We start from the raw sequence: 17,398 nt of genomic DNA, 5'->3' as shown, positions 1-17,398 counted from the left end.
CCGTCGTCATTCAGGCACACGGCGTGGGTCACACGCCAGTATACGTCGGCAAACGCGTCCATCCGTAGCCGGAGACTCACAGCGTTTCCACCTCGAAGCCGACCAAGGCGCGACGCTCGCGACTGAATTCGATCCCGATCTGGTGGATCGGCTGACCCAGGGCGCGGTATTTGTCGGCATAACCGCGGTCCTTGATCTGTTGGAGCGCTCGCCCTTCCGGTGCCAGCTCGACGACCTTGAATTCAAACAGCCAGATGCAGGCATTGAACTTCAAAGTCAGGTCGATACGGCCTTGGTTGCTCGTCTCCTCCGGGGTCAGATCCAAGCCCAGCGCGGCCAGATGGCTGTAGAAGACGCTCGCATAGTAACCCTCGAAACGGGCGATCGGATTGCCGGTGTGCCAGGGATAGGGGATGGCCGCGAAGAGGCTTTCGAGATGCGCGCGCAATGCCGTGAAGTCACCGGCGACGAGCACGTCGTAGAGCCGGCTCACGGCCCGATCGGCCTGCATGGGGTCGCCTATCAGCCCTTTCAGGAGCGCATCGTTCAGCGCGATTTCGACCTCCAGATTGGGATAGCCCAGGGCATATTCGAGCCGCGCGCCGAGGCGCCGGGAGCCGGTGAAGGTCAGATAGCCGCTTTGCCAGAGCAATGCCTCCGAGGGCATGTTGTGCACGTCGAAGGTCGAGATCAATGCCTCGGAGGCATGCAGTCCGGCCAGATCTGGCGTAAAGAAACCGCGTGCGGTGAGCAGATCCACCAGAAAGGTCGGCGTCCCCGTCTCGAACCACCAGGTGCGGAACTCGCGTGCATCGAACAACAAGAGGAGATCGAAGGGGTTGTAGACTGCCTCGCCGGTCCAGTTGTAGCCGTTGTACCAGAGCCGGATCTGCTCGCGCTCCAGGCCCGCAAGCTCGGGGGCGAAGACGCTGTCGACATCGGCCTCGGTATAACCGCAGAGCGCCGAGTAACGGACATCGACCGTGATGTCCTTCAGACTGTTGAGTCCCGAAAAGATGCTGACCTTGCTGAACTTGCTCACGCCGACAAGAAACGCAAAACGGATGTGGGCGTCGTTGTCCTTGATGACCGAATAGAGATTCCGCAGTCCGTCGCGGAGCTCCCGCGCGGTCTTCGCGTCGCTCAGGTTGTCGAGGATCGGCTTGTCGTATTCATCCACCAGCACCACTGCCCGTTGGCCGGTGGCGGCATGGGCCAGCGCGAGCAACTCGGCAAAACAACCCACGATGTCCGTCGTGTCCCGACAGACGAGACCGAGCGCGCGTTGATTACGGGACAAGAGATCCAGGATGCGCCGATCGAGCTCGGCGCGATCGCGTACCACACCCCCGCCGAAGCTGATCCGAATGACCGGATAAGGGGTCGTCCAGTCCCAATGCGGATGGATCGCGAGCCCTCGAAACAGGGGCTCGTTGCACGCGAAAAGCTCCGCGAGGGTATCGATCAGCAGCGACTTGCCGAAACGACGCGGGCGCGACAGGAAATACTGGCTGCCCTCGTCGACCAACTGGCGGATAAAGCCGGTTTTGTCGACATAGTAAAAATCATCCTCCCGAATCTTGGCGAAGGTCTGGATCCCGATCGGCAGTTTACGGCGGTGCATGGCGGACCTTGACGGCGCGAACGTGACTGGATTTTTCGCCGAACTCTACTCGTCGCCTAAGGTGATTTCCAAGCATTGGCATCCCGTCTGCGCATGCCCGGAAGGCATCGAGTCCATTAAGCCGCAGGTCTCGAGCAAACCGTCCCGGAAATCTTCGTTGTCGTTGTCGTCCGGAATCCGATTGCGACAACGACAACGAGTAGAGCCTTCGACCACTTTTCTTGGTTCCGGCTCTGCCGGTAGAGCCGTTCCCGGAAATCAACTCAATCGGTTTCGGACTCAAGGGCGAGGATAAAGTCCCATTGCTCGGGCGTGACCGGCATGACGGAGAGCCGATTGCCGTTGCGCACGAGAGGGAAGCCGGCGAGGGCGCCGTCGGCATGCGCCTTGAGCTCGGCGAGCGAGAGGGTCCGTTTCAGGTGGCGCACGTAGCGCACCTCCACCAGATACCACCGGGGTTTCTCCGGGTCGCTCTTGGGATCGAAATACTTCGCCTCGGGATCGAAGGCGGTGCTGTCGGGATAGGCGTCGCTGGCGACCTCGGCGATCCCGACCACGCCCGGCACTGTGCAGTTGGAGTGATAAAAAAGGATCTGGTCGCCCGGGCGCATCGCATCGCGCAGCATGTTGCGGGCCTGGTAGTTGCGTACCCCGTCCCAGGGCTCGGTCCGGTCGGGGCGCGCGGCCAGGTCGTCGAGACCGAAGGCGTCAGGCTCGGATTTCATCAGCCAGTAGTTCATCCTGTCGTGTCCTGATTCGGCATCGCGTGACGGGGCTTAAACCGCGCCCGGCGTGGTATGCGTCGCTTGTCGCTTTGGACGCGGTTCAATACTCTAAAACGCGCCAGCTCCAACACATGACGCATACCGCACCGGGCGCGGTTTAGGTGCGTGCCTGCTCCGCTTCGGCCAGCAGATGTTTGAAATTGGCGAGCCTCTGCGGGGCGATGAGACCCTCTGCGACGGCGCCGCGGATGGCGCACTCGGGCTCTTGATCATGTCGGCAGTCTGCGAACCGGCAGTGTCCGATATAGGGACGCAGCTCGCGAAACCCTTGCTGTAAGGCGTCGCGGTCGAGCGGACCCGTGCGGAAGCTGCGCACGCCCGGGGAGTCGATCAAGGCGCCGTCCTCGGCCAATCGATAGCAGGTCGCCGCCGAGGTGGTATGGCGCCCGAGGCCGGTGGCCTTGGAGAGTCGGCCGATCTGGATCTCGCGATCCGGCAGCAGCACCTTAACCAAGGATGATTTTCCGACGCCGGATTGGCCCACCAGGATGCTCGTTTGCCCGCCGAGATGACGGATCAGGTCGACCAGGGTCTCCGGCTCACGCAGACTGGTCCAGAGGAGTGAATAACCGATGGCCCCGTAATAGGCGAAACGTTCCTGAAACGCTGCACGATCGTCGGGGTCGAGCAGATCCATCTTGTTGGCCACGATGATGGCCTCCACCCCCATGGTCTCGGCCGCCACCAGATACTGATCGATCAAATAATCGCTCGGCTCGGGCCGCGGCGCGATCAGGATCACCAGGCGCGTCAGGTTGGCCGCCAACGGCTTGTCGCGACCGCCGAAGTCGGGGCGGCTCAGCAGCGTTTGCCGCGGCAGGATGGCCGTGACGACACCCTGATTGTCCGCGGTGCGTTGCCAGACCACGCGATCCCCGCAGACCGGATGCCCGATATTCTGACGCGACAGACAATGGGTGATGTCGCCCTCGGCGTCCTCGACCGCCAGATTGGCCCCGTGGCGGACGACGACTCGCCCCTCCACGGGCAACGGCTCGCCTTCGATCTCCGACAAGGCGTTGTCGACGCGCGAGGCGAGGCGCTGGCGGCGGCGGTCCTGGATGGTTTGGATCCGCTCGATCTGGCGTCCGGACAGCCGCCGTTTCGTCACCGGCTCAGCGCTCGAAACTGTAGAAGTGATGGTTTAGATAGCTGGCGACGTCTTTGATGTCTTCATCGAACCACCGCAGCCCGAGCGCGGTCTCGCAGCGTTGGACCTGCCGCTCGAGTCCGTCGAACGAGGTGACCATGCGTCCGTCGCGCGTGTAGATCTCGCTGCCGTGGCAGCTCAGGCAGTTGGTTTCGTAGAGTTCCTCGGCCTTCTCGCTGGGTTGCGCCTGTGCCGTGACCGAACCGAGGCCGAGAAGCACGGCTGTGCCCGCGCCGAGGAGAATGGACTGGATCTTCATGGATGAGCCTCCGAAGGATTGTTGGAATGAGCAAGGTCGCCAGCAGGCGAAAACGCCGCTACCCTAGCCGATCATGGTGTCGACCGCCGGGTTAGACCAGGCTGTCGGCTCACCCGATTGCGTATTGCAGGAGAGCAGGCATTTGACCAAGAACGAGAATCATCTGATCTGGCTCGATCTCGAGATGACGGGGCTCGACCCCGCGAGCGATCGAATCCTCGAGATCGCGACCATGATCACCGACAGCGATCTTCGCATCCTGGCGGAGGGTCCCGTCGTTGCGATCCATCAGCCCGAAGCCGTTCTTGCGGGCATGGACGAGTGGAATCGCGACCATCACGGCCGATCCGGCCTGCTCGATCGGGTACGCGCAAGCACCCAGAGCGTATCCGATGCCGAATCGACGACCCTGCGCTTTCTCGCGGATTTCGTCCCGCCCGGCGCCTCGCCCTTGTGCGGAAACAGCATCTGTCAGGACCGACGCTTCCTTGCGCTCTGGATGCCGAAGCTCGAGGCCTACTGCCACTATCGCAATCTGGACGTGAGCACCTTGAAGATCCTCGCGCAACGCTGGGCGCCCGACGTGGCGAGCGCCTTCAAGAAAGAGTCGCGACACCTGGCCCTCGACGATATCCGCGAGTCCATCGACGAACTCAAACATTATCGCACGCATCTTTTGCGGGGGCTTTAAACCGCGCCCGGTGCGGTATGCGTCATGTGTTGGAGTGGTTTGGCCGCGCCAGCTCCGAGGACTGTTGGAGTCGGCGCGGTTTAAAGTATTCAAAAATATTGAATTCTAAACCGCGTCTCACCGGGATCGAGGATATCTCCGAAGCCAAACGCACAATGACAACGACGCATGTCGCTCTGGACGCGGGTTAACCGATCCGCCGGAGCGCCCACCCGACATGCTCGCGAATCAAGGCGTCGGGATGGTCCGCACGGGTGCTCAGGGCCTGTTTCACCTCGGCCGATGCGGGCGCGTTGCCGAGCGCGACGGCGATGTTTCGCAGCCAGCGGAGGTGGCCAATGCGGCGAATCGCGGAGCCTTGCGTTCGATCGAGAAAGGTCGACTCGTCCCAGCCGAAGACCTCGACGAGCGAGGCCGTATCCAGACCGTGACGTGCCTGAAAATCCGGTTCGGCGGCGAGCTGCGCGAAGCGATTCCAGGGACAGACCAGTTGGCAGTCGTCACAGCCGTAGATGCGGTTGCCCATCAGGGGGCGCAGCGGCTGCGGGATGCTGCCTGCATGCTCGATCGTCAGGTAGGAGATGCACAGGCGGGCATCCAACCTGTAGGGCGCGATGATCGCGCGGGTCGGACAGACCTCGATGCAGGCCCGACAGCGGCCGCAGTGATCGGCAATCGGGGTATCGATCGGCAGTGCGAGATCCGTGTAGATCTCGCCGAGAAAGAACCAGGAGCCGGCCTGGGGGTGGATGAGGTTGGTGTGCTTGCCGATCCAGCCGAGCCCGGCCTTCGCGGCCAGCGGTTTCTCCAGAACGGGTGCTGAGTCGACGAAGACCCGGTAGCCGAAGGGGCCGATTTCGGCGAGGATATGCTCGGCGAGGCGCTGTAGGCGCCGTCTGAGCAGCTTGTGATAGTCGCGGCCCAGTGCGTAGCGCGAGATGAAGGCGCGCGGCGGATCCTCTAGCGCGGCCTGCATCGCCCGGTGCGACTCGGGCAGATAGTCCATCCGCACCGAGATCACGCGAACCGTGCCGGGCACCAGATCGGCCGGGCGCGAGCGCTTCAGCCCGTGACGGGCCATGTAGTCCATGGTGCCGTGACGGCCCTCGGCGAGCCAGGTCAGCAGACGTGACTCGGCCGACGCGAGGTCGGTGTCGGTGATCCCGACCTGCTGGAAGCCGAGTTCCGAACCCCGGCGCTTGATGCGGGCGACAAGCTCTCCTGTCGGTATCACTCGTGTGGCGTCTCGGTTTGCGGCTTCGGATGTCCGAAGAATAGACCGCATGCGAGGTCGACTTGAACCTGATGTCTCGAGACGTCGCCTCCAAGCAAACCGATCGATCAAGCCTCTCGATCAAACCTGTCGATCAAAACCAGCGAGCACATCGGGATTCATGAACGCCGAGCGCCTCACGACATCATGCGTCATCGACGCGATCCGCCTTCGGAGCCATGTGCCTTGCGGCGCCCGCGATCGACCCCGTGCGAGAGCCTCACATGTCATCCCCGCCGCGGAATAATCCGATGCCCGACCGCGATCGCTTGCCGCATGCGCTCTATCGCGCCGCGCAGGTGCGCAATCTCGACCGCTGCGCCATCGATGATCACGGCATCCCTGGCATCGAGCTGATGAACCGGGCCGGGGAGGTCGCCTATCGGATCCTACGTGAGCGTTGGCCGGATGCGCGCGATCTCACGGTGCTGGTCGGGACCGGAAACAACGGCGGGGACGGCTATGTGATCGCGCGCCTGGCACGGGCCGAGGGTCTCGCCGTGCGTGTGCTGCAGCTTGGGGATCCGCAGCGCGTGTCGGGCGATGCGGCCCTCAGTCGCGACGCCTGGTGCGACGCGGGTGGGACGATCGCGCCTTATCGCGGACTGCCGCGGCGCTCGGATGTCCTGGTCGATGCCCTTCTCGGGACCGGGTTGGAACGCCCCGTCGAGGGGCTTTGGGCCGAGGCGATTCAGGCACTTGACCACCAGCGCTCGCCGGTGCTTGCCGTCGACATCCCGTCGGGCCTGCATGCCGACACCGGGCAGGTCATGGGCGTGGCGGTGCGCGCGGATGTCACGGTCAGCTTCATCGGACTCAAACAAGGTCTCTTCATCGGCGCCGGACCCGAGTGCTGCGGCGAGATCCGTTTCAGCGCGCTGTCGATTCCGGCACGGGTCTATTCCAGCGAGGTGGCCTCGGCGCGGCGCATCGACTGGGATCAGCAGTCGGCGCGATTCGGGCGACGTCCGCGCACGGCACACAAGGGCACCTTCGGGCACCTGTTGGTGATCGGCGGCGCACCCGGGCTGTCCGGTGCCGTGCGTCTCGCCGGCGAGGCCGCACTGCGCGCCGGTGCCGGATTGGTCACGATCGCCACGCATCCGGCGCATGCCGCTTGGCTGAATCTCTCGCGTCCCGAGCTGATGGTGTCGGCGGTCGAGACCTCGGCGGATCTGGCTCCCCTGATCGCGCGGGCCGATGTCGTGGCGATCGGCCCCGGGTTGGGTCGCGAGGTGTGGGGCCGGGATCTCTGGCAGTCGCTCCTTGGCCTCGGCATGCCGATGGTCGTCGATGCCGACGCACTGAACCTCCTCGCCGAGGCACCCCGCTCGGGGCCGGATTGGGTACTGACGCCGCACCCCGGCGAGGCGGCACGCCTGCTCGGGACCAATGTTGCGGCGATCGAGCAGGACCGCCCGGCGGGCGCGCATGCGCTGCAGGGGCGCTACGGCGGTGTCGCCGTCCTGAAGGGCGCCGGGACACTGATCCAGGGTGATCCGGTGCGCCCGCTTGCGGTCTGCAGCGACGGGAACCCCGGAATGGCAACCGCCGGTTCCGGGGACGTGCTGACCGGGATCATCGGCGCCTTGCGTGCTCAGGGGCTCGACGCGGAGGAGGCCGCCTGCGCCGGCGTCTGTCTGCACGCTGCGGCGGGCGATCGGGCCGCGCGTACGGGCGAGCGCGGGCTTATCGCGAGCGATATCATCGACGCCCTTCGCCCGCTGGCCAATCGCGTGCATGCACTGCAGGAGGAATCATGATCGAGCAATGGCTGCCCGATCCCGAAGCACAGCTCGCCTTCGGAGGCCGGCTCGCGGCGCTTTTGCCGCCGCGTCTGATCGTCTATCTCGAGGGCGACCTGGGGACCGGTAAAACGACCCTGACCCGAGGTGTTCTCGCGGGGCTCGGCCATCGCGGTGCCGCGCGCAGTCCGACCTATACCTTGCTCGAACCTTACGAGCTGGCGGACAGACGCATCAATCACCTGGATCTCTATCGCCTCGGGGATCCGCAGGAGCTCGAGTTTCTGGGCTTGCGTGACCTGCTCGCCGAGGACGCCGTCTGGATGGTGGAGTGGCCCGAGCGCGGCGTCGGGATGTTGCCGTCTCCGGATCTGGTGATTGCGATCGACTACCTCCCCAATGGCCGGCGACTGCGTCTCTCGGCCCGAACGGCGTCGGGCGCGTCAGTCCTGGAGGCGCTGGCCGGGCTCGGATCCGTGGATTCAGTGCGTTGCTCATCGCCTGAGAAGTTGGATGTAATCCAATGATGCAACATGGAAAGCCGTCGCTCGGCATGCTATCTTTCAACGCACGATCGATCGGGTCGGGAGCCACCAGAAGGCCGTGCTCGTGAATAGGCTGATCTCGCCGCTGCTTCTCCTCGTGCTTGCGGTTTCGGCGCAGTCCGTCTGCGCGGAGCAGGCATCGGTGGATGGCGCGCGGGTCTGGACCGATCCGGAAAAGACCCGTTTGGTCTTCGAGACCTCCTCGGCGGTCACACACCGGATCTTTCCGCTGGACGAGCCCGATCGCCTCGTCATCGACCTCGACGATGCTGCCATGCAGAGCAATCTGCCGAAGGTCGATCTCGGGGATGCCGTCCTGATCGGCCTACGGGGTGGGGTGCGGGGCGGATCGCACCTGCGTATCGTCCTGGATCTCAAGCAACCGGTGCGAGCGAAGAGCTTCGCGCTGAGCCCGAACGAGCGCTACGGACATCGGCTGGTCATCGATCTGACGCCGAAGGACGGTTCGAGCGTCCGGCGTGTCGCGCTTCCCTCGTTCCCGAATTCGGCCGTTCGCAAAGGGGACACGCGGCGCGGTCGCGGTCCTGCGATCATCGTGGCCATCGACGCCGGTCACGGCGGCGAGGATCCCGGTGCCATCGGCGCGGGAGGAACCCTGGAGAAGGACGTCACCCTTGCGGTCGCGCGCGAGCTCGCCAAGCTCATCAACCGCGAGCCGGGTCTCAAGGCACTGATGATCCGCGACGGCGACTACTATGTCGGGCTCCAGGAACGTATCGCGATTGCGCGCGAGGGTCGCGCCGACCTTTTCGTCTCGATCCATGCCGACGCCTTTACCAACACGAAGGCTAGGGGCTCCTCGGTCTACACCCTGTCTCACGGCGGAGCGAGCAGCGAGGCGGCGAAATGGCTGGCGAATCGCGAGAACAGTGCGGATCAAATCGGCGGTGTGGATCTCTCGACCGGCGACGATCTTCTGGCGAACGTGCTCATGGACATGACGCAAAGCGCGACGATGGAGCACAGTACTGAGGCCGCGACCATGGTCCTCGCCAATCTCGGTCGGCTGGGTGCGGTCCATCGCGGCGTTGTCCAGCGTGCGGGGTTCGCCGTCCTCAAGGCACCGGACGTGCCATCGATCCTGGTCGAGACCGCTTTCATCAGTAACCCCGACGACGAGAAGCGTCTGCGCGATCCAGGCCATCAGCGCGATCTCGCCGAGGCAATCTTGGCCGGTGTTCTGGGGTACTTCCGCAAATACCCGCCTCGCGGGATGCTCGTCGATGCCTCGCCGCAGGGCGGCGCCGGAGCCGCAGGCGCGCGCGAATACGTGATTGGTCCGGGTGATACCCTCTCCGGGATTGCCAAGCGGCACAGCGTGAGCATCTCCGCACTGCGCGCCCGCAATGGCCTGAACGACGACATGATCCGGGTCGGGCAGGTGTTGGCGATTCCGGAGGATTCGTGAGGCGCGTTGCGCCGAGCCGCCAGCATCCAGCCGCCAGCATCCAGCCTCCAGCCTCCAGCCTCCAGCCTCCAGCTGTTAGCCGTGAGCTGTCAGCACAACATCGCCGCGAACGCGCACGGGGTCGGGTTCGGATCGTTCTTGGATCGCAGAGCGATCTCCAGGATACCGAACAGGGGCGGCACAATGGTCGCCGGCAGCTCGAGACCAACGGCTAACGGCTAACGGCTAACGGCTAACGGCTGGGGGCTGGGGGCTGGAGGCTGGAGGCTGGAGGCTGGAGGCTCCCCTTGCCCGCGCCCCGCGCTTCTGTTTCCATCCGCGCATGTCCAAGCCGATCCGCATCCTCTCCAGTCATCTCGTCAATCAGATCGCCGCAGGCGAGGTCGTCGAGCGTCCGGCCTCGGTCGCCAAGGAGTTGATCGAGAACAGTCTCGACGCCGAGTGCACGCGTGTGGAGATCGACGTGGAGCGCGGCGGCATCAAGCGGCTGCGCGTGCGCGACGACGGGCGCGGCATCCCGCCCGATCAGCTGGTGTTGGCGCTCTCGCGTCATGCCACCAGCAAGGTCGCCGATTTGAGCGATCTGGAGGCGGTCGCCACCCTCGGGTTCCGCGGCGAGGCCCTGCCCAGCATCGCCTCGGTGAGCCGGCTGCGTCTGATCTCGCGCAGTCGCGACGCGCCGACGGCCCTCGAGGTCACGGTCGGCAGCGACGGTGTCTTGGAAGAGCCGCGTCCGGCGGCGCATCCACCCGGGACCAGCGTCGATGTCCAGGATCTCTTCTACAACACCCCGGCGAGACGTAAGTTCCTGCGCACCGAGAAGACCGAATTCGGCCATCTGGAGCAGGTGGTTCGGCGCATCGCCTTGGCGCGGCCGGAGATCGCCTTCCAGTTGCGTCACGACGGCAGGACGCTCTACGACCTGCCGGCCGCGGCCGACGCTGCGGGGCAGCGCGCCCGCTTGGAGACCTTGCTCGGAACGCCCTTCGCCGAGCAGGCGCTGACCCTGGACGAGGAGGCCGTGGATCTGCGTCTGTGGGGTTGGGTGGTGCGTCCGGCGTTCTCCCGCAGTCAGGCCGATCAGCAGTTCTTCTACGTCAACGGCCGCATGGTGCGCGACAAGTTGGTGAGTCACGCGGTGCGTCAGTCCTTCAGCGACCTGCTCCATCACGGGCGCCACCCCGCCTATGTGTTGTTCCTCGAGCTGCCCGCCCGAACGGTTGACTGCAATGTTCATCCGTCCAAGCACGAGGTGCGCTTCCGGGAAGGTCGGCAGGTCCACGACTTCATCTTTCGGGTGCTTCAGCGGCGTCTCTCGGCCGGGGTGCTCGGCGAGACGCAGCCAAGCGCCGAGACGGCGAGCGCGTTTGTGCCGGGGCGGGTGCCGCTCGCCGAGGACGAGCCGGTGGCCCGTCTCGGGGGCGCTTCGGGATCCACCCTGCATCTGCCGCTGGGCGTCGGCGACGGACGCGGTGGATATTCCGAGCGCTTGCGTGCCGATCTGGCATTTCAGCAACCGCCGCCTTCGGGGGCCGGGATCGAGGGCGCGGCCGAGCGCGCAGGCGACGAGGACGGCGAGGCGCACCCGCTCGGATACGCCGTCGCACAGATCAACGGGGTCTATCTCTTGGCCCAAACCCCCGACGGCCTGATCATCGTCGACATCCATGCGGCCCACGAGCGAATCGGCTACGAGCGACTGAAGACGAGCTGGCGCTCCGGCGCCGTGATTCGCCAACCGCTGCTGGTCCCGGTACCCGTCTCGGTGGCCCCGCGCGAGGCCGAGTTGATCGCATCCCGGGCCGATGACCTGGCCGCACTGGGCCTGGTCATCGACCGCATCGATGCGGGCACCCTGGTGGTGCGGGAGGTCCCGGCACTGCTGCGACAGGCCGATCACGAGGGGTTGGTGCGGGATCTCCTCTCGGATCTCGCCGTCCACGGCAGCAGCGCCCGACTCGACGAGGCCGTCAACGCGGTCCTCTCCACCATGGCCTGTCATGGGGCCGTGCGGGCCAATCGACGCCTGACACTCGAGGAGATGAACGGATTGCTGCGCGACATGGAGCGCGCCGAGCGGATCGATCAATGCAATCACGGCCGACCGACCTGGATCCGCGTGGGTTACGACGAGCTCGATCGCTGGTTCTCGCGCGGGCGCTGAGTCGGGATACCCATGTGACCGATTCACGCGAAGAACCCGTGCAGGCGCAGTCGAGCGACGCGTCCGGGCAACGTCCCCTCGCCATCCTGCTCATGGGGCCGACCGCGTCCGGCAAGACGGATCTGGCCGTCGAGCTGGTGGCGCGTCTGCCATGCGAGATCATCAGCGTCGATTCGGCGATGGTGTACCGCGGCATGGACATCGGCACGGCCAAGCCGACACCCGATGTGTTGGCCCGTGCGCCGCATCGCTTGATCGATATCCTGGACCCCGCCGAGGCCTACTCGACCGCGCGCTTCCGTGAAGACGCACTCGCGGCGATGGCGCAGATCGACGCGCAGGGCCGGATCCCGCTTCTGGTCGGCGGCACCATGCTCTATTTCAAGGCGCTGCAACAGGGCCTGGCCCGACTGCCGAGCGCGGATCCGCTGCTCCGCCAAGCCTTGTCCGACGAGGCCGATGTCATCGGTTGGTCCGCGATGCATGCGCGACTGGAGCGACTGGACCCGCAGGCGGCGGCGCGGATCCACCCGAACGATCCGCAGCGCATTCAGCGTGCGTTGGAGATTCATGCCCTGACGGGTCGGTCGATGAGCGACTTGATCGCCTCGGCCGAAGCGAGCGCCGATCTGCCCTATCGTCTCCTTAAATTTGTGCGCGCCCCGGCGGATCGCCAAACGCTGCGCGAGCGCATCGCCCGGCGCTTCCGCACGATGCTGGACCAGGGCTTGGTGGAGGAGGTCGCGCGCCTACGGGCGCGTGGCGATCTCACCGCGGATCTGCCGTCGATGCGTTCGGTCGGGTATCGTCAGGTCTGGAGCTATCTCGACGGCGCGCTCGATGCCGAGGAGATGTGTCTGAAAGGCATTGTCGCATCCAGGCAACTCGCCAAGCGTCAGCTCACCTGGCTGCGTGCCGAGACGGCGACCCATTGGCTCGCGGACGAGCCGGATCCGCTCGACGCGGCGCTGCGTCTGATCGGGGTGGCCCGGTCGACGTCGATGCACCCGTGCTGAGGCGCAACCCGGCCGAGTCTTTGCGGTGCGAGCGTCATGAACGCGCGGCACGTTGCGGTGTCTTCTTGTCCGGCGATCCGACTCAGGCCCGTGATGCGTGGCATTCTATTTGCTAGGTGTTGCCTCTAACGAAGCCCGTGTGTTGCTGCGACCACACCGATTGCCTTTGTTGTTTCGGCACCGATCGGGCGGGTGCCTTGCGCTATGGCCAAAGCGCCGCGTTTCGACGACACTAAACCGCGCCAACCCCAACAGTCGTCGGAGTCGGCACGGCCAAACCAGTCCAGCACATGACGCATACCGCTCCGGGCGCGGTTTAAACGAGGCTTTTTCGGCGGGTATGCCTGTCCCGGCTGCTGTCCCGTCTGCTCCACCCCCCGGCTTGATTGGCAGCGATCACAGCCAGAGCTTTTTGCCGGGCAACACTTGTCGACCACTACAATCGGGCGACCACAACAATAAGGAGTCACTCCATGTCTAAAGGCCAAAGCCTCCAAGACCCTTTTCTGAACGCCCTGAGAAAGGAACGCGTCCCCGTGTCCATCTTTTTGGTCAACGGGATCAAACTGCAGGGCCAGATCGAGTCCTTCGATCAGTTCGTCGTGTTGTTGAAAAACAACGTCAGCCAGATGATTTACAAGCATGCGATATCGACCGTCGTGCCCGCGAGAAACGTCAAGCTCCCACCGGCCGAAGGGGTGCTGCCTGAGCCGGGCAACACATGACCGGGAGACGGCCGTAATCGGCCCGCGCGCGGACCTTCCTCCCTGCGAAGGAGGTTGCCGTGTTTGAGCGCCCGAGCGCCGGCGAGCGCGCTGTTTTGGTGCACTTGGACATCGGCTCGACCGCCGAGCCCGACGAGCGCGAGGAGTTTCGGCGCCTGGCGGTCGCTGCGGGCGCGGAGGTCGTCGGCACCCTGGGCGGTTCGCGCGCGACACCCGATCCGAAGCTCTTTATCGGAACCGGCAAGTGCGACGAGCTGATCGCGCTGGTCGCGGGCACCGAAGCCGAGCTGGTGATCTTCAATCATCCGCTCTCGCCCGGCCAGGAGCGTAATCTCGAGCGCCTGGTCAAATGCCGCGTCGTGGATCGCTCGGGTCTGATTCTCGACATCTTCGCGCAGCGTGCGCGCTCGTTCGAAGGCAAGCTGCAGGTCGAGCTTGCACAGCTCAAGCACATGTCGACCCGACTGGTGCGCGGATGGACCCACTTGGAGCGTCAAAAGGGCGGTATCGGCTTGCGCGGACCCGGCGAGACCCAGCTCGAGACTGACCGTCGGCTCCTCTCCAAGCGGATGACCGTACTTGATCGGCGTCTGGATCGCATCCAGGTGCAACGCGCTCAAGGGCGCAAGGCACGCGACAAAGCCGAGCTTCCGGTGCTCTCGCTCGTGGGCTATACCAACGCGGGCAAGTCGACACTCTTCAACCGTCTGACCGAGGCCGGCGTCTTTCAGGCCGATCAACTCTTCGCGACCTTGGATCCGACCCTGCGTCGTCTGACCCTCCCGGACGGCGGCCGGGTGCTGGTGGCCGATACGGTCGGCTTCGTCGGTCGGCTTCCGCATGAATTGGTGGCGGCGTTCCGCTCGACGCTCGAGGAGACGCGCAGTGCGGCGCTGTTGCTCCATGTCGTGGAGGCATCGGCACCGCATCGGGCCCGTCTCGCGGCTGACGTGGAGCAGGTGCTCGCCGAGATCGGCAGCGACGAGATCCCGCGTCTGGAGGTCTACAACAAGGTCGATCTGCTGCCCGACGAGTCGCCGCGAATCGAGCGGGATGCAGCCGGCTTGCCGAGCCGCGTCTGGTTGTCCGCACACACGGGCGCCGGGGTCGATCTACTGTTGCAGGCGATCTCCGAGTGGCTGGGGCGCGATCGGATTCGCTGCTCGCTGGATCTCGAGCCGGAGGAAGGGCGCCTGCGCGCTTGGTTGTTCGAGCATGCGCAGATCATCTCGGACGTGGCCAAACCGGCGGGGGGATGGTCGATGGATCTCATCATCGGGCGACCGGATCGAGAGCGTCTTGCGGCGAGGAACGCTCGCTTTTCAGAGGACAAAGAGGGTGTTTGACGGACAGATCGGAGACACCCGCGGTGCCCGTTTCGACCCGCGTGGTCGCTCTGCGTCGTTTGCCCTTGGCCATGTCGTTCACCTAAAATCGGGAGCGTAGCCGATCGACGTCAACCGCGCTCAGAGCGAAATGCGTCATTTTCATTTTGCGTTTGGCTTTGGAGCTGTCCTCGATCTCGGTGCGGCGTGGTTCAACACTAAACCGCGCCCGGCGCGGGATGCGATGTTTTTTGCACGGGATCGGCCCCGGACTCGACGGCCGCTGGAGACGGCGCGGTTTAAGAGATTTGAAACGATCGTATTTTAAACCGCGTCCCCGCCAAGGGCCGTGTATGCACCAAACGCCGGACTCACTCTAAAGACGACATCTCGCCTTGGACGCGGTTTAGGTCGCATCTTTGCTTGATATCCTCGCGCTTCGTCGGCACTCTGAAGAGGTCATCCGAGGGCTTGAGCGTCCGGAACGTGCAGCGACGACCGTGCGCGCCCTTCTCTCAAACCGCACATTCGGTGCGGAAGCGCCTCTCAACCCAACATCAACAGTCGAATTCGACAGACGGAGAAGCTATGGCCTGGAACGAGCCAGGTGGCGGTAACAAAGACCCTTGGAGCGGCAAGGGCGGCGGCGAGCAGGGTCCTCCCGACCTCGACGAGGTCGTGCGAAAGCTTCAGGAGCGACTCGGCGGACTGTTCGGCGGCAACAAACCCTCGGGTGGCGGCGCCTCCGGCGGTGGCGGTGGATTCAATCTGCCGGGCGGCGATTTCAGCTCGCGAGCCGTCGGGATCATCGCAGGTGTCCTGCTGGTCATCTGGCTGGCGACCGGCATCTACATCGTCGAGCCTGCCGAAAGAGGTGTCGTGACGCGCTTCGGTGCCTATGTCGATACCACCGGCCCGGGCCCTCATTGGCATGTCCCCCGGCCGTTCGAGAGGGTCGTCAAGGTCAATGTCGACGAGATTTCCACCTTCAGCCATTCCGCCTCGATGTTGACTCAGGACGAAAACATCGTCGATGTGGAGCTGACCGTGCAATCGCGTATCCAAGATGCGGCGGATTACCTGTTTCAGGTCTCGGATCCGGATCAGACCCTACGCGACGCAACCGTCACCGTGGTGCGCGTCACCGTCGGCGGCAGCAAGCTCGACTTCGTCATGACCGAAGGTCGCGGCGCGGTGGCCGTCACGATTCAAGAACGCGTTCAGGCGCTCATGGATCAATACCAGAGTGGCTTGCTGGTCACGTCGGTGAACATGCAACCGGCAAAACCGCCGGAGCAAGTCAAGGCTGCCTTCGACGACGCCATCAAGGCACGCGAGGACAAAGAGCGGTTGGAGAATCAGGCCGAGGCTTACGCGAACGAAGTCCTTCCGCAGGCACGCGGCGAGGCGGCCCGAATCATCGCCGATGCGCGCGCCTATCGTGACCAGGTCATTGCCAGGTCCGAGGGTGAGACGGCGCGCTTTACGGCGATCCTGACCGAGTACCTCATGGCTCCGGAGGTCACGCGACAGCGCCTTTACTTGGAAACGATGGAGCAGGTCTTGGGTGATAGCAACAAGGTCATCATCGACGTGGAGGATGGCGGAAACAGCCTCCTCTACCTCCCGCTCGACCAACTCATGAAGCAGCGCCCGGCTGGGGCGGCCCTTGAAAAGCCCGACGCGTCGTCCCCCGCCGTTGCATCGGAAGCGGTGGATCGCCCGCAGCGCTCGGTCGATCGTGATCGGAGGGTGCGGTAATGAATAAGTTGAAAACCTTCCTGCCGCTGGGCCTGGCCGGTCTCGTGATCGCGATCTACGCCTTCACCTTCGTCGTGCAGCAGTACGAGGTGGCGATCAAGCTGCGGCTCGGTCAGATCGTCGGCGACGACTACCGGCCCGGTCTGCACTTCAAGGTGCCGGTCCTCAACAACATCAAGGTGTTCGATCGACGCATTCAGACCATGGATGCGCGTCCTGAGCGTTTCCTGACGGTCGAGAAAAAGGACGTGATCGTCGACTCCTACACCAAATGGCGCATCTCCAACGCCGCGCAGTTCTTCCGCTCGACCGGCGGCAACGTGGCACGAACCTCACGACTCCTGTCCGAACGTGTCAATACGAGCCTGCGTAACGAGTTCGGCAAACGCACGATCCAGGAGGTCGTCTCGGACGATCGTCTTGCGCTGATGGCGTTGTTGACCAAAGAGGTGAACGAGAACGCTCAAGATCTCGGGATCGAGGTCGTTGACGTGCGGGTGAAGAAGATCGATTTGCCTCCGGAGGTCAGCGAATCCGTCTACTCGCGGATGCGTGCCGAGCGTGAGCGGGTCGCCAGGGACCTGCGGGCGCAGGGCGGCGAGGCTGCCGAGCGTATCCGCGCCGATGCGGATCGTCAGCGGACCGTTATCGTGGCCGAAGCCTTTCGCGAGTCCGAGGAGACACGAGGCGAGGGTGACGCGCGAGCGTCGCAGATCTTCGCCAACGCCTTCAACCAGGATCGCGAGTTCTACGCGTTCTTCCGCAGTTTGAGCGCCTATCGATCCTCCCTCGGGCAGGAGCGGGACGTCATGGTTTTGGAGCCGGACTCGGATTTTTTCCGATTCTTCCGCGACCCGACCGGAAAATGATCCGGGCCTTTCGGGCCTGACCGAAGGTCTCGGCTAC

15 protein-coding genes are annotated in these 17,398 nt (G+C 64.4%); 10 read left to right on the top strand and 5 right to left on the bottom strand.

The window, feature by feature from the left end:
- Window positions 1-76 precede the first annotated feature (76 nt).
- The 4 genes from BDD21_RS20935 to BDD21_RS20920 form a co-directional block, all read right to left on the bottom strand.
- Window positions 77-1,624 carry an ATP-binding protein gene (locus tag BDD21_RS20935; protein WP_120798814.1) on the bottom strand — a complete coding sequence of 516 codons (1,548 nt, stop codon included), beginning with the start codon at window positions 1,622-1,624 and terminating at the stop codon, window positions 77-79.
- Between the two features lie 263 nt (window positions 1,625-1,887).
- Window positions 1,888-2,364, bottom strand: a complete 477-nt coding sequence (locus BDD21_RS20930) for an EVE domain-containing protein (protein ID WP_120798813.1) — start codon at window positions 2,362-2,364, stop codon at window positions 1,888-1,890.
- Between the two features lie 142 nt (window positions 2,365-2,506).
- Window positions 2,507-3,520, bottom strand: coding sequence for a ribosome small subunit-dependent GTPase A (gene rsgA, locus BDD21_RS20925; RefSeq protein ID WP_120798812.1), 1,014 nt, complete (start codon window positions 3,518-3,520; stop codon window positions 2,507-2,509).
- Between the two features lie 4 nt (window positions 3,521-3,524).
- Window positions 3,525-3,818 carry a c-type cytochrome gene (locus BDD21_RS20920; RefSeq protein WP_120798811.1) on the bottom strand — a complete coding sequence of 98 codons (294 nt, stop codon included), beginning with the start codon at window positions 3,816-3,818 and terminating at the stop codon, window positions 3,525-3,527.
- Window positions 3,819-3,960: 142 nt separating this feature from the next.
- On the opposite strand from BDD21_RS20920, the gene orn reads away from it, so the two are divergent.
- Complete coding sequence (gene orn, locus BDD21_RS20915; protein WP_120798810.1) at window positions 3,961-4,509, top strand: oligoribonuclease; 549 nt, start codon at window positions 3,961-3,963, stop codon at window positions 4,507-4,509.
- A gap of 187 nt (window positions 4,510-4,696) precedes the next feature.
- Here the strand turns inward: orn and queG are convergent, their stop codons facing one another.
- Window positions 4,697-5,743 (bottom strand): tRNA epoxyqueuosine(34) reductase QueG, encoded by a 1,047-nt coding sequence (gene queG / locus BDD21_RS20910; protein WP_120798809.1) that lies wholly within the window; start codon window positions 5,741-5,743, stop codon window positions 4,697-4,699.
- Between the two features lie 290 nt (window positions 5,744-6,033).
- On the opposite strand from queG, the gene BDD21_RS20905 reads away from it, so the two are divergent.
- The 9 genes from BDD21_RS20905 (at window position 6,034) to hflC (ending at window position 17,361) form a co-directional block, all read left to right on the top strand.
- Window positions 6,034-7,545 (top strand): NAD(P)H-hydrate dehydratase, encoded by a 1,512-nt coding sequence (locus BDD21_RS20905; RefSeq protein WP_245969722.1) that lies wholly within the window; start codon window positions 6,034-6,036, stop codon window positions 7,543-7,545.
- The gene (tsaE, locus tag BDD21_RS20900; RefSeq protein ID WP_170164850.1) at window positions 7,542-8,054 is read left to right on the top strand and encodes a tRNA (adenosine(37)-N6)-threonylcarbamoyltransferase complex ATPase subunit type 1 TsaE; all 513 of its coding nucleotides are present in this window, start codon (window positions 7,542-7,544) and stop codon (window positions 8,052-8,054) included. The genes BDD21_RS20905 and tsaE overlap by 4 nt, the downstream gene beginning before the upstream one ends.
- A gap of 82 nt (window positions 8,055-8,136) precedes the next feature.
- Window positions 8,137-9,501, top strand: coding sequence for an N-acetylmuramoyl-L-alanine amidase (locus BDD21_RS20895; RefSeq protein WP_245969721.1), 1,365 nt, complete (start codon window positions 8,137-8,139; stop codon window positions 9,499-9,501).
- 322 nt (window positions 9,502-9,823) lie between these two features.
- A complete protein-coding gene (mutL, locus tag BDD21_RS20890; RefSeq protein ID WP_170164849.1) occupies window positions 9,824-11,665 on the top strand; it encodes a DNA mismatch repair endonuclease MutL in 1,842 nt (613 codons plus the stop codon).
- Between the two features lie 92 nt (window positions 11,666-11,757).
- Window positions 11,758-12,681, top strand: coding sequence for a tRNA (adenosine(37)-N6)-dimethylallyltransferase MiaA (miaA, locus tag BDD21_RS20885; RefSeq protein WP_245969952.1), 924 nt, complete (start codon window positions 11,758-11,760; stop codon window positions 12,679-12,681).
- Window positions 12,682-13,154: 473 nt separating this feature from the next.
- On the top strand, window positions 13,155-13,406 hold the full coding sequence (hfq, locus tag BDD21_RS20880; protein WP_120798804.1) for an RNA chaperone Hfq: 252 nt from the start codon (window positions 13,155-13,157) through the stop codon (window positions 13,404-13,406).
- A gap of 59 nt (window positions 13,407-13,465) precedes the next feature.
- The gene (gene hflX / locus BDD21_RS20875; RefSeq protein ID WP_120798803.1) at window positions 13,466-14,752 is read left to right on the top strand and encodes a ribosome rescue GTPase HflX; all 1,287 of its coding nucleotides are present in this window, start codon (window positions 13,466-13,468) and stop codon (window positions 14,750-14,752) included.
- 567 nt (window positions 14,753-15,319) lie between these two features.
- Window positions 15,320-16,492 carry an FtsH protease activity modulator HflK gene (gene hflK, locus BDD21_RS20870; RefSeq protein WP_120798802.1) on the top strand — a complete coding sequence of 391 codons (1,173 nt, stop codon included), beginning with the start codon at window positions 15,320-15,322 and terminating at the stop codon, window positions 16,490-16,492.
- A complete protein-coding gene (gene hflC, locus BDD21_RS20865) occupies window positions 16,492-17,361 on the top strand; it encodes a protease modulator HflC (RefSeq protein WP_120798801.1) in 870 nt (289 codons plus the stop codon). Before hflK ends, hflC begins: the two co-directional genes overlap by 1 nt.
- Window positions 17,362-17,398 lie beyond the last annotated feature (37 nt).

The sequence above is a fragment of the Thiocapsa rosea genome (genome assembly GCF_003634315.1).
In the GTDB taxonomy this organism is placed as follows: domain Bacteria; phylum Pseudomonadota; class Gammaproteobacteria; order Chromatiales; family Chromatiaceae; genus Thiocapsa; species Thiocapsa rosea.
Note: the sequence above shows the minus strand (reverse complement) of the source record. Positions and strands in the feature narration are given on the sequence as shown.

Bases quoted from the DNA above. Each gene is read 5' to 3' on its own strand.
- BDD21_RS20935 (WP_120798814.1), bottom strand. From the start codon at position 1,624: ATGCACCGCCGTAAACTGCCGATCGGGATCCAGACCTTCGCCAAGATT.
- BDD21_RS20930 (WP_120798813.1), bottom strand. From the start codon at position 2,364: ATGAACTACTGGCTGATGAAATCCGAGCCTGACGCCTTCGGTCTCGAC.
- BDD21_RS20920 (WP_120798811.1), bottom strand. From the start codon at position 3,818: ATGAAGATCCAGTCCATTCTCCTCGGCGCGGGCACAGCCGTGCTTCTC.
- BDD21_RS20905 (WP_245969722.1), top strand. From the start codon at position 6,034: ATGCCCGACCGCGATCGCTTGCCGCATGCGCTCTATCGCGCCGCGCAG.
- tsaE (WP_170164850.1), top strand. From the start codon at position 7,542: ATGATCGAGCAATGGCTGCCCGATCCCGAAGCACAGCTCGCCTTCGGA.
- mutL (WP_170164849.1), top strand. From the start codon at position 9,824: ATGTCCAAGCCGATCCGCATCCTCTCCAGTCATCTCGTCAATCAGATC.
- miaA (WP_245969952.1), top strand. From the start codon at position 11,758: ATGGGGCCGACCGCGTCCGGCAAGACGGATCTGGCCGTCGAGCTGGTG.
- hfq (WP_120798804.1), top strand. From the start codon at position 13,155: ATGTCTAAAGGCCAAAGCCTCCAAGACCCTTTTCTGAACGCCCTGAGA.
- hflK (WP_120798802.1), top strand. From the start codon at position 15,320: ATGGCCTGGAACGAGCCAGGTGGCGGTAACAAAGACCCTTGGAGCGGC.
- hflC (WP_120798801.1), top strand. From the start codon at position 16,492: ATGAATAAGTTGAAAACCTTCCTGCCGCTGGGCCTGGCCGGTCTCGTG.